The organism is Enterobacter hormaechei subsp. hoffmannii (assembly GCF_001729745.1).
Taxonomy (GTDB): Bacteria; Pseudomonadota; Gammaproteobacteria; order Enterobacterales; family Enterobacteriaceae; genus Enterobacter; species Enterobacter intestinihominis.
The window spans coordinates 1,814,817-1,828,388 of record NZ_CP017186.1 but is presented as its reverse complement, the minus strand read 5'-3'; the positions used below and the strand labels follow the sequence as shown (position 1 = coordinate 1,828,388).

The window sequence follows — 13,572 nt, the reverse complement described above, 5'->3', positions numbered from 1 at the left end:
AATAATAGCCAGTTTTAGATAAAACAGGCACATGCTGACAAAAATAAGTGGGCAAAAATTTTACTTTAATCCACCCGCAAGAAAAGCCTGACGGCTATTTTCACCGCCAGGCCTTCCGCACTGCATCTTTATGCAGCGGTTAAATACGCCTGGCCTGCCAGAAATTTTTACGCCAGTAAACATTATCGAGAGAGGAGCGCATCACGCCGCGGCTGGTCGAGGCATGAATGAACTGATTATCGGTGTCATAAATGCCGACATGAAGGCCGCTTTCACCGGAACCTGTTTTAAAAAAGACCAGATCGCCGGGCAGGAGCTCGTCTTTATCAATTTCAGTGCCGATTTTCGCCTGCATACGCGTTTCACGCGGAAGCTGTAGGTCAAATTTATCGCGGAAAGTCATTAGCACAAATCCCGAGCAATCCACCCCGCCCCGGCTCATCCCGCCGTAGCGATAAGGGGTGCCGCGCCAGTTGCTGAGCTGATCGTTCAGGCTGGCAATGACCGTAATGGAGTCAGAAAGCCGTGGGTTAGGCGGAGGTGCACGATGGCTGCTGCATCCTGCAAGAAATAGCGCCGCAACAAGGAGAAACCAGAATCGCATTTCAGACGAATCCTCTGCTTTTTTTGTTCTTTCGGTAATTTAGCGTGCATCTATGCGGCTGTGCAAGAAAGGTTATTCCTGCGCCGTGGAAATGAGCATCTTGTGGCCTTCAATATCCAGCCTCCGGAACGACATGTGGTAAGCACTCGCAAGATTGGGGGCCGTCAGCACGCTGTCGCGCGTTCCGCTGGCAATCAGTTTGCCACGCGCCAGCAACCACACCCGATGCGCGTGGCGCAACGTATGGTTTAAATCATGGCTGCTCATCACAATGGCGATGCCCTTGCGACACAGCGCGCTGAGCAGAGTATCCAGCGCTGCCTGCTGGGCAACGTCCAGTCCGCTCATCGGCTCGTCCAGCAGCAGCAACCGCCCGTGAGGATTTCCCACCGGATGAACCTGAAGGATGACGGCGGCCAGACGCACGCGCTGCCATTCGCCACCGGAAAGCTGGCTGGCCTGTCGGGTGAGCTTATCGTCTAACCCGAGCGCCGCAGCAACGTCATGGAGCAATGCTACCTGATTTTTATCAGGCAGGTGCAGCGTCAGGTAGTGCCAGACGGGCATTGCAAAGGGCGGAACCTGCTGCTGAACCAGATAGCTTCGACGGGAGGCGAGTGTAGAGGGTAGCCAGTTGACGAGCGATTGCCCGAGAAAGGTAATCTCCCCTTCCCCGCGGGTCAGCCCCGCCATGCGCGCCAGCAGCGTGCTTTTTCCGGCGCCGTTAGGCCCAACCAGGTGAAGGATTTCACCTGCGTTGACTGCGGCGGTAACAGGCTCAAGACGTCCCTTCCCGGCAACGCCTGTGAGCTGCATCAGCAGCGTCATTATTTCGCCAGCGCCAGCTTGATTGATTCCATCACGATAGGATCTTCAGGCGTCATGTCAGGCGAGAAACGCTGCACGACCTGACCGTCACGGCCAATCAGGAATTTTTCGAAGTTCCACAGAATATCGTCCGGATAGAGCGGCGCGCGACCTTTGCTCGCCATACGCTCATAGAAACCACTCTCTTCAGGCGCAACGGCGGTCGGCGCCGCAGCCACCAGTTTGGCATACAGCGGATGACGATTTTCCCCGTTCACATCAATTTTGCTGAACATCGGGAACGTCACACCATAGGTTGTGCTGCAAAAGGTCTTAATCTCCTCTTCGCTGCCCGGCTCCTGGCCCAGGAACTGGTTGCACGGGAAGCCGAGTACGGTAAAGCCGTCTTTTTCCCAGGCTTTATGAATGTTTTCCAGCTGTTCATACTGCGGCGTAAGGCCACATTTCGATGCCACGTTCACGATGAGCAGTACCTTGCCCTTGTAGCCTTCCAGCGTGGTTTTCTCGCCGTCAATGGTAGTCACTTCGGTATTCAGAATATCAGACTGCATAGCATTCCCTCAGGTTGACTTACAGGTTGTGTTTTAACGTCCAGCTTTTAATAGTAGCCAGATAAAGACCGGTGCGCCCAGCGTTGCGGTCACCACGCCTATTGGCAACTCAGCGGCCGTCAGCGCAAGCCGGGCGATGATATCGGCAATCAGCAGCGTTGCCGCCCCGGCAACCGCCGAGGCCGGAAGCAGGGTTCGGTGGTCCGTAATACCGCACAGGCGCAGCATATGCGGGATCACCAGCCCAATAAAGCCAATCGCCCCCGCCAGCGCCACGCTTACGCCCACCATCCAGCCAATGGCGATAACCAGCACGTTGCGCCAGAATCCAATCGGCATCCCGAGCTGGCGAGCAGACGTTTCGCCCAGCGCGAGAATATTAAGAGGCTGCGCCTGGAACGCCGTCCACAGGATGACCGGGATCAGGAGCACCATCAGCCACCCCTGATGCCAGTCAACACCCCCAAATCCCCCCATCATCCAGTACATTAACTGGCGCAGATCGAAGGAGGTGGAGAAGTAGACGGCCCAGGTCATCAGCGCACTACAGATGATCCCCAACGCTACCCCGGCAAGCAGCAGCCGGCTGGTGGATAAATGGCGACGAGCAAAGCGCAGAAGGATAAGGGTTATCAACAGCGCGCCAAGGATGGCGCTGAGGCTAATCCCCCAGGCGGAGAGCTCGCCTCCCCCCAGCATCACGGCGGCGATAAGCCCGACGCCTGCGCCATTCGACACCCCGAGAAGTCCGGGTTCCGCCAGAGGGTTTTCAAATAATGCCTGCATGATCGTGCCGCACAGCGCCAGCGCAGCGCCGACTAAAAGCACAGCCAGCGTCCGTGGCAGGCGGATCTGCCAGACAAAGAGCTGTCCCTCAGGCGTAAACCAGCTTTCCGGTCCCAGCCACCGATCGCCCGCACACAGGCTGACGGTGGTGGCGACAATCATCAGCACCCCGAGCAGACACAGGCGGCGGAGATCGGAGCGGTGCTGAAGACGGGCAAGATCAAGCATAGACGATAGGTTATCCGGTTGAGATATCATTGATTTTACGGCGGGTTTAGCAAATAGCGCAAAGAAAAAAGGCCGCGTGAGCGGCCTTTTTAGTTAGTTCATATTACTCTGCTTTGGGCGTTGCGTTTTCGACACGGCTTTTTAACTTCTGTCCGGGTCTGAAGGTCACCACGCGGCGGGCTGTAATGGGAATATCTTCCCCCGTCTTCGGGTTACGGCCCGGACGTTGGTTTTTGTCTCGCAAATCAAAATTGCCAAAGCCGGAGAGTTTAACCTGCTCACCATTTTCCAGAGCACGACGGATCTCTTCGAAAAACAGCTCTACCAGCTCTTTGGCATCCCGTTTGCTAAGCCCAAGCTTATCAAACAGATATTCTGACATTTCAGCTTTTGTAAGCGCCATAGGTTCAATCCCTCAATGATGCCTGGAATCGCTCTTTTAATGCCTCTACACATTTGGCGACGGTAGCGGCAATCTCCTCTTCTTCGAGTGTACGGCTGGTATCCTGAAGGATAAGGCTAATAGCGAGGCTCTTGAAACCTTCTGCTACGCCCTTGCCGCGGTACACGTCAAATAAGTTTACGCCAACTACCTGATTTACGCCAACTTTCTTACATTCGGCCAAAATATCTGCTGCGGGCACATTTTCAGCGACCACAACCGCGATATCACGGCGGTTTGCCGGGAAGCGTGAGACGTCCTTTGCCTGAGGAATGACGCGGTCTGCAACCGGGTTCCACTCCAGCTCGAATACGATGGTACGGCCATTCAGATCCAGTTTACGTTCCAGCTCCGGGTGAACAACCCCAATAAAACCAACACGTTTGCCGTCTAAATAGATCGCCGCACTCTGGCCCGGATGCAGGGCTGGAATCGCTTCTGCGCGGAATTCAATTTCGGATAATTTACCGGTCAGATCGAGAATCGCTTCCAGATCGCCCTTCATATCGTAGAAATCAACCGTCCCTTTTGCCAGGTCCCAGTGCTCTTCATAGCGGTTACCGCTGATGGCGCCGGCCAGCATGAGATCCTGACGGATGCCTAAATTGGCCTGAGTATCCGGTACAAAGCGCAAACCGCTTTCGAAAATACGCACGCGGTTCTGCTGACGGTTCTGGTTATAAACGATAGTACCCAGCAGTCCCGTCCACAGGGACAGACGCATCGCTGACATCTCGCTGGAGATCGGGCTTGGCAGGATCAGGGCTTCCTGACCCGGGTGGATCAGCTGTTGCAGCTTAGGATCAACGAAGCTGTAGGTGATCACTTCCTGGTAGCCTTTGTCGTTCAGCATGGTTTTCACACGCTTCAGTGACAGATCGGCTTCGCGATGGCTGCCCATCACCAGACCCGCCTGCACCGGCTCGTCAGGGATATTGTTGTAGCCGTAAACGCGGGCCACTTCTTCCACCAGATCTTCTTCGATCTCCATGTCGAAACGCCAGGATGGCGCAACGGCTTTCCACTCATCCTGACCTTCAGTCACTTCGCAGCCCAGACGCGTCAGAATGTCGGTCACCTGCGCATCGGCAACGTGGTGACCAATCAGACGATCCAGCTTGCTGCGGCGCAGAGTAATGGTCGCACGCTTCGGCAGCGCCGCTTGGTTGGTCACATCGATAACCGGACCCGCTTCGCCGCCGCAGATGTCGATCAGCAGGCGAGTCGCACGCTCCATCGCTTTGTATTGCAGCGCAGGATCCACGCCACGCTCATAGCGGTGAGAAGCGTCAGTGTGCAGACCGTGACGGCGTGCGCGGCCAGTGATGGAGAGCGGGCTGAAGAACGCGCATTCCAGCAGGACGTTTTGCGTTTCGTCGTTGACGCCAGAGTGCTCGCCGCCGAAGATCCCGCCCATCGCCAGCGCTTTGTTGTGATCGGCAATTACCAGAGTGTCGGCGTTCAGTTTCGCTTCGCTGCCGTCCAGCAGAACCAGGGTTTCGCCCTCTTTCGCCATGCGCACAATAATACCCCCTTCGATACGATCTTTATCGAAGGCGTGCATTGGCTGGCCCAGCTCCAGCAGAACATAGTTGGTCACGTCAACCACAGCGTCGATAGAACGGATACCACAGCGACGCAGTTTCTCTTTCATCCACAGCGGGGTTGGCGCTTTAACGTTGATGCCTTTCACCACGCGACCGAGGTAGCGCGGGCAGGCCTCAGGCGCGTCAACCTGAATCGGCAGCACATCACTGATGGTTGCCTCAACCGGAGCGATCTCCGGCTCGTTCAGTTCGGTCTGGTTCAGAACGGCCACGTCGCGGGCCACACCGATGATACCTAAGCAGTCGGCACGGTTTGGCGTCACGCTGATTTCGATGGTGTTGTCATCAAGCTTCAGGTATTCGCGGATATCGGTACCCACTGGTGCATCCTGCGGCAGCTCGATAATCCCGGAGTGATCGTCGGAAATGCCCAGCTCGGAGAAGGAGCACAGCATGCCTTCAGACGGCTCACCGCGCAGCTTAGCCGCTTTGATTTTGAAATCGCCCGGCAGTACCGCGCCGACGGTCGCCACGGCTACCTTCAGGCCCTGTCGGCAGTTTGGCGCACCGCAGACGATATCCAGCAGACGGTCACCGCCCACATTGACTTTTGTTACGCGCAGTTTGTCGGCGTTAGGGTGCTGGCCACACTCAACCACTTCACCTACCACGACGCCGGTAAAGGCGCCAGAAACAGGATCCACGCCATCAACTTCCAGACCCGCCATGGTGATCTGGTTAGAAAGCGCGTCGCTGTCCAGCGTGGTGTTAACCCATTCGCGTAACCACAGTTCACTGAATTTCATTGTTCTTTCCTGCCCTTATTTAAACTGTTTGAGGAAACGCAGATCGTTTTCGAAGAACGCACGTAAGTCGGTTACGCCGTAGCGCAGCATGGTAAGACGCTCCATGCCCATACCGAACGCAAAGCCGGAGTATACTTCCGGATCGATACCTACGTTGCGCAGTACGTTTGGATGCACCATGCCGCAGCCCAGCACTTCCAGCCATTTACCGTTTTTACCCATCACGTCAACTTCCGCAGAAGGTTCAGTGAACGGGAAGTAGGACGGACGGAAACGAACCTGCAAATCTTCCTCAAAGAAGTTGTTCAGGAAATCGTGCAGTGTGCCTTTCAGGTTGGTGAAGCTGATGTTTTTATCAACAATCAGACCTTCCATCTGGTGGAACATTGGGGTGTGGGTCTGATCGTAGTCGTTACGGTATACGCGACCCGGCGCGATGATGCGGATCGGTGGAGCCTGCTCCTTCATGGTACGGATCTGAACGCCAGAAGTCTGAGTACGCAGCAGACGGGTGGCGTCAAACCAGAAAGTGTCGTGGTCAGCGCGTGCCGGATGATGGCCAGGAATGTTAAGGGCATCGAAGTTGTGGTAGTCATCTTCAATTTCCGGGCCAGTCGCCACGGTAAAGCCGAGCTCACCGAAGAAACTTTCAATACGATCGATAGTACGGGTAACCGGATGCAGACCGCCGTTTTCGATACGGCGACCCGGCAGAGAAACGTCAATCGTTTCTGCCGCCAGACGCGCATTCATTACTGCGCCTTCCAGCTCGGCTTTACGTGCGTTCAGCGCCTGTTGTACCTGCTCTTTGGCTTCGTTAATCACCGCACCTGCTGCCGGGCGCTCCTCTGCTGGCAGTTCACGCAGGGTAGTCATCTGAAGGGTCAGATGCCCTTTCTTGCCCAGATATTCGACGCGGACATTGTCTAACGCGGCAACATCTGAGGCCTGGTTAATGGCGGCCGTTGCACTGGCAACCAGCTCTGCGAGATGTGACATGGTTTTCCTCATTATGTCGGTGCAGACACCGAATTGTTGGACGTAATCTCTCAAATTCAGGCACAAAAAAAGCCTCCATCGGGAGGCTTATCTGGCGCTGTTTTTCGTTTCATCTTTCACGCGCTAGCCTCCTGAAGTCAGGTGCTAAAGTAAAAGAAGAAGCGGAAAATAGCAGCATTCATGCTTGCGTTACCTTGTAGGGTAAAAACCGTTAAGACCTTATTGAAAAGCCTGGACGGGTAAATGTCAATCTTCTGATAAGGCGATATGAAAAGAGGGAGCAAAGCCCCCTCTTTCAACTGGCTTATGCCAGTGCTGCTTTCGCTTTTTCGACCAGAGCGGTGAACGCTACTTTGTCGAATACTGCGATGTCAGCCAGGATCTTACGGTCGATTTCAACAGAGGCTTTTTTCAGGCCGTTGATGAATTTGCTGTAAGAAATACCGTTCTGACGTGCTGCTGCGTTGATACGCGCAATCCACAGTTGACGGAACTGACGCTTACGCTGACGACGGTCACGGTAAGCGTACTGACCTGCTTTGATAACAGCCTGGAAGGCAACGCGGTATACGCGTGAACGCGCACCGTAGTAGCCTTTAGCTTGTTTCAAAATTTTCTTGTGACGTGCACGTGCAATTACACCACGTTTTACGCGAGCCATGTGTGCTCTCCTGTATCTATTCTAAGTTAAAAAAGTTAAACGTTAACGACTTATGCGTACGGCAGGCACGCGATGACCAGGCCCAGATCGCCTTTAGAAACCATGGCTTTTGGACGCAGGTGACGTTTACGCTTGGTAGCTTTCTTAGTCAGAATGTGACGCAGGTTAGCGTGCTTGTGCTTAAAACCACCTTTACCGGTTTTTTTGAAGCGCTTAGCAGCACCGCGTACGGTCTTAATTTTTGGCATTTTAATAACTTCCACTTCGCATTGTTAAATAAACGAAACATAGGCGAACAAAACCTATGGGGCCCGAAGGCTCCACAGATTTTGCTGCTTGAAGGCCTTACTGTTTCTTCTTAGGAGCGAGCACCATGATCATCTGGCGGCCTTCGATCTTCGTTGGGAAGGATTCGACTACTGCCAGTTCACTCAGATCTTCACGGACGCGGTTAAGCACTTCCATACCAATCTGTTGGTGGGCCATCTCACGACCGCGGAAACGCAGCGTGATCTTGGCCTTATCGCCATCTTCCAGAAAGCGAATCAGGCTGCGGAGTTTTACCTGATAATCGCCATCGTCGGTACCAGGACGGAATTTGATTTCCTTAACCTGGATAACTTTTTGCTTCTTCTTCTGTTCCTTAGAAGATTTACTCTTTTCATAAAGGAACTTGCCGTAGTCCATAATACGACAAACTGGCGGTTCGGCGTTAGGGCTGATTTCAACTAAATCTACTCCAGCTTCTTCAGCTTTTTCGATCGCTTCTCTCAGACTCACAATCCCCAGTGGTTCACCTTCAAGATCTGTTAAGCGAACTTCCTGGGCGCGAATCTCGCCATTGATACGATTCGGACGTGCCGTTTGAACTCGTTTTCCGCCTTTAATACCTTATTCCTCCAGTTGTTGAAGACTGCGGCTGCGAATCTCTTGTTGCAGCTTCTCAATCACTTCACTTACGTCCAGGCTCCCCAGGTCTTTACCACGGCGGGTGCGAACGGCAACTTTGCCTGCTTCCACCTCTTTATCACCACAGACCAACATATACGGGACACGACGTAAAGTGTGCTCGCGGATTTTAAAGCCAATCTTCTCATTTCTCAAGTCTGCTTTTACGCGAATGCCCGCATTTTGTAGTTTCTGCGTCAATTCTTTAACGTAATCCGCCTGAGAATCGGTAATGTTCATCACAACTACCTGCACTGGCGCAAGCCAGGTTGGGAAGAAGCCCGCGAACTCTTCAGTCAGGATGCCGATGAAGCGCTCCAGTGAACCGAGAATCGCACGGTGAATCATAACCGGCACCTGACGCTCGTTGTCTTCGCCAACATAAGAGGCGCTTAAACGCTGCGGCAGGGAGAAGTCCAGCTGTACCGTTCCGCACTGCCATGCGCGATCGAGGCAGTCATACAGGGTAAATTCAATTTTTGGACCGTAGAATGCGCCCTCGCCCAGCTGGTATTCGAACGGAATACCGTTCTCTTCCAGCGCCACGGCGAGATCCGCCTCTGCGCGATCCCATGTCTCATCGCTACCGATACGTTTTTCCGGACGCGTTGAGAGTTTGACCACGATCTTCTCGAAGCCAAAGGTGCTGTACATATCGTAGACCATACGAATACAGGCGTTAACTTCATCACGTACCTGATCTTCAGTACAGAAGATATGCGCATCATCCTGAGTAAAGCCACGAACACGCATCAGACCGTGCAGCGCACCTGATGGCTCGTTACGGTGGCAGCTACCGAACTCCGCCATACGCAGCGGCAGATCGCGGTAGGATTTCAGACCCTGGTTGAAGATCTGAACGTGGCCCGGACAGTTCATTGGCTTGATGCAGTATTCACGGTTCTCAGACGAAGTGGTGAACATCGCATCTTTATAGTTGTCCCAGTGGCCGGTTTTTTCCCACAGCACACGGTCCATCATGAACGGGCCTTTCACTTCCTGATACTGGTACTCTTTCAGCTTGGAGCGCACGAACGTTTCCAGTTCACGGAAGATTGTCCAGCCGTCGTTATGCCAGAACACCATCCCCGGCGCTTCTTCCTGCATATGATACAGGTCAAGCTGCTTACCGATTTTACGGTGGTCACGCTTAGCCGCCTCTTCCAGGCGTTGCAGGTACGCGTTCAGGGCTTTCTTATCGGCCCATGCGGTACCATAGATACGCTGCAACATTTTATTGTTGCTGTCGCCACGCCAGTAGGCGCCTGCGATTTTCATCAGTTTGAAGTGATGACAGAAGCGCATATTCGGCACGTGCGGTCCACGGCACATGTCGACATATTCTTCGTGATGGTACAAGCCAGGCTTGTCATCATGAGCGATGTTTTCATCAAGAATCGAGACTTTATAGCTCTCGCCGCGCTTCACGAAGGTTTCACGCGCTTCATGCCAGCTGACTTTCTTCTTGATGACGTCATAGTTCGTTTCGGCGAGCTCATGCATACGTTTTTCGAGCGCGTCGATATCTTCCTGTGTCAGGGTGTGGTCAAGGTCAACGTCGTAGTAGAAGCCGTTGTCGATAACCGGGCCGATCGCCATTTTGGTGTTGGGCCACAGCTGCTTAATAGCATGACCTAACAGGTGCGCACAGGAGTGACGAATGATCTCCAGACCTTCTTCGTCTTTCGCGGTGATGATCGCAAGCGTTGCATCGCTTTCAATCAGATCGGACGCGTCTACCAGTTCACCGTTTACGCGGCCTGCAATGGTTGCTTTTGCGAGTCCAGGACCGATATCCAGTGCAACATCCATTGGGCTTACAGCGTGGTCGAAATGGCGTTGGCTGCCATCAGGAAGAGTAATTACAGGCATTTTATATCCTTATTTGCAGTGATGCCCCACACATAAGAGCATATACAAAGAAAATAATCGTGATTAAACAGTAGATTACGAAACCATCTGACCAACAATCGTCAAATTGGTTCGTCATCATGCTCCTGCCGATTCAGATAAATGCGGATTTACGGCAAGCAGCGTAATGGTAACACTATTAACAGGGCGAATGCACCTTCCCGCGACCGATTTGAACCGCTCATCCTTATGTCTGCGTTCATGAACTTTTGTTGACGGGGGCTCGCAATCCGAAAGTGCTGAGCTATTCTTGATCTGGTCCTTAAACATCGAAGGGGTATCACATGAATGTATCGAGCAGAACCGTTGTGATATTGAATCTACTTTCCGCTGCTGGTCTGGTATTGATACTGGCCGACAGATTCCACTGGTTTTAAGCCGAACCGCTGTTCTGGCATAACCTGTTGTCCCGGGTAAAGCGCTTTCTGGCGCAGACTTTGGTAGACTAAGGGTATCAACTGACAAGGATTGGGTTATGCCAACAAAAAGATTTGCCGTTAAGCACTGGAAAATGGTCGTGGTGTTAATCGCTATTTGCGGCGCGATGTTGCTGCTGCGCTGGGCCGCGATGATCTGGGGCTAATATTATGTCAGCGAAAACGTGCCGTGAATTTACTGAATAAATCTTAACTATCTTTACGATAATTTATGGTCCAAAACCGGTACGTCATAATCCGGTTTTCGCCAGGCTGTGACAGCGTATATATTCCATCACATGTGGCAGTTGAAATATCAGGACCACTCACCCGACACCAGCTTGTGTACATCAAATGCATCATTCATTGACTGGCCGGTAGACTGGGAGCCAGGGGCAATGTTGGAGCCTGCTTCAACATCAGAGGCTTTAGCGATCCCGACTGGGCTGTTAACGTCACTGGCAGGTTGCGTCATATTATCAGCAGCAAATACGCCAAATGAAAGTGCGGAAAGCACCATCGCTGCTGTAGCGGTTTTGATTTTTTTCATAATTCTGTTCTCATACTTAATTAATGCAGAAATGCCTGAGGCGAGTTTTTTGCCTGTGCCGTAAGTGTAGATCTGGATCACACTTTTGCCTAGTCAAATTATTTATCAAATCGTGTCAAATAAACTGAATAAGGCCTGGTCGCCTAATTATGGAGAAATTATGAAGACGAAAGCATGCCTATTATTTCAAAACGCCGTTTAATATAAATAAGCACAGTTTCAAAAAATAAAAAACAGGCCGAGAATAGTCCCGGCCCGAAGAAATTACATTTTATAACCTAAAGAAATCGTGGTTCGGCGATCGGTATGTTCCGGCGCGGAATCAGGCGGTGATGAGTTCCAGGTTACGTTGTACGCCACCTTGAGTCCAAAGTGTTCGTTGATAGCCACGTTCAACGCACTTTCAGAGTTCAGCGTTGTATCTTCAGCACCAAACACCGACACACCCTGGGTGAATTTAGCGTTGTCAGTCATTTGCCATGCGTAGGTGCCCGATGCATAACCCAGCGGCTGGGTTTCATCTTCGCCGTTGGTGTACTCGTCGTAACGGACACCCGGACCGAATTCAAAACGGAGGCTGTGCACCGGTCCATTCAGGAACTGACGACCATAACCCGCAGTCATGACATCGCGCTGGCGATAGCCGTTGTAGCGGTCAGTAAGCCAACTCGCCTGCCCGAACAGGTAGTCATAATCTGTCATGTTGTAACGGCTACGCCCACCTACCGCGTATTTCTCAGAGGAGCGTTCATCGTTAGCAGATGTGTTGCTGGCATTGCCCCACAGCGACCAGGCCGTGGTGTTGCCGTACCAGGTCAGGGTGCTGTCTGCGGTCATGGAGGAGCTTTTCGTGTTACCGGATTGCGCCAGATACCCGGCATTCACGTTACCTTCAAAGGGTTTTTTGGCAGTGGAGGGATCGTCCATGACAGTAAAAACGGTATCATCGGCGGTTGCATTCAGTGACGCAAATACGCCACCCGCCAGCATCAGTGCTGCGGGTACTGTCTTCAAAAGCTTCATTTATTTTAGGAGTCCGTACAACATAAAAAGAGACCGTCACGGTCTCGGAAACTTTCTTGCGGATCAATGACAAGGCGACCATAGAAAGGTAACAAATTATAAAAAGCCGCAAATAACATAGCAATAATTTCTTCTTTCATTTTTTGAATAAGAACGATCCCAAAACGCGATTTAATGTATATACCCGGCCAAGGTTTTTTGTCAGCATTCATTTTTAAAATCATACTGTTATTTACGTTGCCTTCCTGCCAAACGGTGCCAGGCTTAAAATAACCCATGATAAAAGGAGGTCATGATGGCTTCGATTTACACGCTGACGCTCTCCCCTTCCCTCGACTCTGCGACCATGACGCCGCAAATCTATCCGGAAGGTAAGCTGCGCTGTAGCGCGCCGGTGTTTGAGCCGGGCGGCGGCGGCATTAACGTGGCGCGCGCAATTACCCATCTCGGCGGAAAAGCAACCGCCATCTTCCCCGCTGGCGGCGCCACGGGTGAGCATCTGGTTGCGTTGCTGGCAGATGAACAGGTTGCCGTAGATACCGTTGACGCCAGAGACTGGACCCGGCAAAACCTGCATGTCCATGTTGAATCCAGCGGCGAGCAATATCGTTTTGTGATGCCAGGGGCGAAGTTGAGCGATGATGAGTTTCGTCAACTGGAAGAGAAAGTGCTGACCATTGAAAGCGGCTCATTGCTGGTGATCAGCGGTAGCCTGCCGCCGGGCGTCAAAACAGAAAAGCTGACGGCACTGGTTCAGGCGGTGCTCCAGCGCGGCATCCGCTGCATTGTCGATAGCTCAGGCGATGCCCTGAAGGCGGCGTTAGAGCCCGGACAACTTGAACTTGTCAAACCTAACCAGAAAGAGCTCAGTGCGCTTGTCAATCGCGAGCTCAACCAGCCTGATGACGTGCGTACTGCCGCAGAAGAGTTGGTACGCACGGGCAAAGCGCATCGCGTTGTAGTCTCTCTCGGTCCTCAGGGTGCGCTGGCCGTCGACAAGACGGGCTGCGTGCAGGTTGTTCCACCGCCGATGAAAAGTCAGAGTACCGTGGGTGCCGGTGACAGTATGGTTGGCGCGATGGTGCTGAAGCTGGCGCAGGGCGCTTCGCTTCTGGAGATGGCACGCTATGGCGTCGCGGCAGGGAGCGCTGCCACCATCAATCAGGGAACCCGTCTGTGTTCGCTTGCGGATACCCAGAAAATTGTCGATTACCTGGCGAGAAGCTGAACGTGCTTCCCCTTCCCGTGGAGGGGGAAGTCGCCAAATATGGC

The 13,572-nt window shown here is 52.8% G+C and carries 18 protein-coding genes and 1 other annotated feature; of the genes, 3 read left to right on the top strand and 15 right to left on the bottom strand.

All coding sequences use genetic code 11. The features are described from left to right. Positions 1 to 139: 139 nt before the first annotated feature. From BFV65_RS08615 to thrS, 12 genes are all read right to left on the bottom strand, one after another. A complete protein-coding gene (locus BFV65_RS08615; RefSeq protein ID WP_015570730.1) occupies positions 140 to 604 on the bottom strand; it encodes an NlpC/P60 family protein in 465 nt (154 codons plus the stop codon). Between the two features lie 72 nt (positions 605 to 676). Next, complete coding sequence (btuD, locus tag BFV65_RS08610) at positions 677 to 1,432, bottom strand: vitamin B12 ABC transporter ATP-binding protein BtuD (protein ID WP_022647841.1); 756 nt, start codon at positions 1,430 to 1,432, stop codon at positions 677 to 679. Continuing rightward, positions 1,432 to 1,983, bottom strand: a complete 552-nt coding sequence (locus BFV65_RS08605; protein WP_022650905.1) for a glutathione peroxidase — start codon at positions 1,981 to 1,983, stop codon at positions 1,432 to 1,434. Before BFV65_RS08605 ends, btuD begins: the two co-directional genes overlap by 1 nt. Positions 1,984 to 2,016: 33 nt before the next feature. Then, on the bottom strand, positions 2,017 to 2,997 hold the full coding sequence (gene btuC / locus BFV65_RS08600; protein WP_069596464.1) for a vitamin B12 ABC transporter permease BtuC: 981 nt from the start codon (positions 2,995 to 2,997) through the stop codon (positions 2,017 to 2,019). 103 nt (positions 2,998 to 3,100) lie between these two features. Beyond that, the gene (ihfA, locus tag BFV65_RS08595) at positions 3,101 to 3,400 is read right to left on the bottom strand and encodes an integration host factor subunit alpha (RefSeq protein ID WP_003857805.1); all 300 of its coding nucleotides are present in this window, start codon (positions 3,398 to 3,400) and stop codon (positions 3,101 to 3,103) included. Positions 3,401 to 3,404: 4 nt separating this feature from the next. Continuing rightward, a complete protein-coding gene (gene pheT, locus BFV65_RS08590) occupies positions 3,405 to 5,792 on the bottom strand; it encodes a phenylalanine--tRNA ligase subunit beta (RefSeq protein ID WP_046618268.1) in 2,388 nt (795 codons plus the stop codon). A gap of 15 nt (positions 5,793 to 5,807) precedes the next feature. Further along, entirely contained in the window at positions 5,808 to 6,791 is a 984-nt protein-coding gene (pheS, locus tag BFV65_RS08585) for a phenylalanine--tRNA ligase subunit alpha (protein WP_069596463.1), read from the bottom strand. Positions 6,792 to 6,853: 62 nt separating this feature from the next. Then, positions 6,854 to 6,978 (bottom strand) — a sequence feature (Phe leader region). Next, complete coding sequence (gene pheM / locus BFV65_RS23325; RefSeq protein WP_001386830.1) at positions 6,929 to 6,973, bottom strand: pheST operon leader peptide PheM; 45 nt, start codon at positions 6,971 to 6,973, stop codon at positions 6,929 to 6,931. Its footprint overlaps the feature before it by 45 nt. A 117-nt stretch (positions 6,979 to 7,095) precedes the next feature. Further along, positions 7,096 to 7,452, bottom strand: a complete 357-nt coding sequence (rplT, locus tag BFV65_RS08580) for a 50S ribosomal protein L20 (RefSeq protein WP_000124850.1) — start codon at positions 7,450 to 7,452, stop codon at positions 7,096 to 7,098. Positions 7,453 to 7,502: 50 nt separating this feature from the next. Next, entirely contained in the window at positions 7,503 to 7,700 is a 198-nt protein-coding gene (rpmI, locus tag BFV65_RS08575) for a 50S ribosomal protein L35 (RefSeq protein WP_001124225.1), read from the bottom strand. 97 nt (positions 7,701 to 7,797) lie between these two features. Then, the gene (gene infC / locus BFV65_RS08570; RefSeq protein WP_059443439.1) at positions 7,798 to 8,340 is read right to left on the bottom strand and encodes a translation initiation factor IF-3; all 543 of its coding nucleotides are present in this window, start codon (positions 8,338 to 8,340) and stop codon (positions 7,798 to 7,800) included. A 3-nt stretch (positions 8,341 to 8,343) separates the two neighbouring features. Further along, positions 8,344 to 10,272, bottom strand: a complete 1,929-nt coding sequence (gene thrS, locus BFV65_RS08565; RefSeq protein WP_006809077.1) for a threonine--tRNA ligase — start codon at positions 10,270 to 10,272, stop codon at positions 8,344 to 8,346. A 323-nt stretch (positions 10,273 to 10,595) separates the two neighbouring features. Between thrS and yncL the strand changes: the two genes are divergently transcribed. Beyond that, positions 10,596 to 10,688, top strand: coding sequence for a stress response membrane protein YncL (yncL, locus tag BFV65_RS22380; RefSeq protein WP_071785204.1), 93 nt, complete (start codon positions 10,596 to 10,598; stop codon positions 10,686 to 10,688). 98 nt (positions 10,689 to 10,786) lie between these two features. Next, the gene (gene yniD, locus BFV65_RS23075) at positions 10,787 to 10,894 is read left to right on the top strand and encodes a small membrane protein YniD (protein ID WP_003857815.1); all 108 of its coding nucleotides are present in this window, start codon (positions 10,787 to 10,789) and stop codon (positions 10,892 to 10,894) included. Between the two features lie 149 nt (positions 10,895 to 11,043). Here the strand turns inward: yniD and BFV65_RS08560 are convergent, their stop codons facing one another. The 3 genes from BFV65_RS08560 to BFV65_RS08550 all read right to left on the bottom strand — a co-directional run bounded on the left by BFV65_RS08560 (position 11,044) and on the right by BFV65_RS08550 (position 12,578). Then, complete coding sequence (locus BFV65_RS08560; protein WP_069597095.1) at positions 11,044 to 11,277, bottom strand: YdgH/BhsA/McbA family protein; 234 nt, start codon at positions 11,275 to 11,277, stop codon at positions 11,044 to 11,046. A gap of 264 nt (positions 11,278 to 11,541) precedes the next feature. Further along, positions 11,542 to 12,300: a DUF481 domain-containing protein gene (locus tag BFV65_RS08555; protein ID WP_022647833.1), complete on the bottom strand. Its 759-nt coding sequence runs from the start codon at positions 12,298 to 12,300 to the stop codon at positions 11,542 to 11,544. Positions 12,301 to 12,305: 5 nt separating this feature from the next. Then, positions 12,306 to 12,578, bottom strand: coding sequence for a hypothetical protein (locus tag BFV65_RS08550; protein ID WP_022647832.1), 273 nt, complete (start codon positions 12,576 to 12,578; stop codon positions 12,306 to 12,308). Between the two features lie 17 nt (positions 12,579 to 12,595). Here BFV65_RS08550 and pfkB point away from each other — a divergent pair, with 17 nt between their 5' ends. After that, positions 12,596 to 13,528 carry a 6-phosphofructokinase II gene (gene pfkB / locus BFV65_RS08545; protein WP_022647831.1) on the top strand — a complete coding sequence of 311 codons (933 nt, stop codon included), beginning with the start codon at positions 12,596 to 12,598 and terminating at the stop codon, positions 13,526 to 13,528. The last annotated feature ends 44 nt before the right edge of the window (positions 13,529 to 13,572 follow it).

Bases quoted from the DNA above. Each gene is read 5' to 3' on its own strand.
- btuD (WP_022647841.1), bottom strand. From the start codon at position 1,432: ATGACGCTGCTGATGCAGCTCACAGGCGTTGCCGGGAAGGGACGTCTT.
- BFV65_RS08560 (WP_069597095.1), bottom strand. From the start codon at position 11,277: ATGAAAAAAATCAAAACCGCTACAGCAGCGATGGTGCTTTCCGCACTT.
- rplT (WP_000124850.1), bottom strand. From the start codon at position 7,452: ATGGCTCGCGTAAAACGTGGTGTAATTGCACGTGCACGTCACAAGAAA.
- BFV65_RS08550 (WP_022647832.1), bottom strand. From the start codon at position 12,578: ATGGGTTATTTTAAGCCTGGCACCGTTTGGCAGGAAGGCAACGTAAAT.
- ihfA (WP_003857805.1), bottom strand. From the start codon at position 3,400: ATGGCGCTTACAAAAGCTGAAATGTCAGAATATCTGTTTGATAAGCTT.
- thrS (WP_006809077.1), bottom strand. From the start codon at position 10,272: ATGCCTGTAATTACTCTTCCTGATGGCAGCCAACGCCATTTCGACCAC.
- btuC (WP_069596464.1), bottom strand. From the start codon at position 2,997: ATGCTTGATCTTGCCCGTCTTCAGCACCGCTCCGATCTCCGCCGCCTG.
- pheS (WP_069596463.1), bottom strand. From the start codon at position 6,791: ATGTCACATCTCGCAGAGCTGGTTGCCAGTGCAACGGCCGCCATTAAC.
- yncL (WP_071785204.1), top strand. From the start codon at position 10,596: ATGAATGTATCGAGCAGAACCGTTGTGATATTGAATCTACTTTCCGCT.
- BFV65_RS08605 (WP_022650905.1), bottom strand. From the start codon at position 1,983: ATGCAGTCTGATATTCTGAATACCGAAGTGACTACCATTGACGGCGAG.
- yniD (WP_003857815.1), top strand. From the start codon at position 10,787: ATGCCAACAAAAAGATTTGCCGTTAAGCACTGGAAAATGGTCGTGGTG.
- pheT (WP_046618268.1), bottom strand. From the start codon at position 5,792: ATGAAATTCAGTGAACTGTGGTTACGCGAATGGGTTAACACCACGCTG.
- BFV65_RS08615 (WP_015570730.1), bottom strand. From the start codon at position 604: ATGCGATTCTGGTTTCTCCTTGTTGCGGCGCTATTTCTTGCAGGATGC.
- BFV65_RS08555 (WP_022647833.1), bottom strand. From the start codon at position 12,300: ATGAAGCTTTTGAAGACAGTACCCGCAGCACTGATGCTGGCGGGTGGC.
- rpmI (WP_001124225.1), bottom strand. From the start codon at position 7,700: ATGCCAAAAATTAAGACCGTACGCGGTGCTGCTAAGCGCTTCAAAAAA.
- pfkB (WP_022647831.1), top strand. From the start codon at position 12,596: ATGGCTTCGATTTACACGCTGACGCTCTCCCCTTCCCTCGACTCTGCG.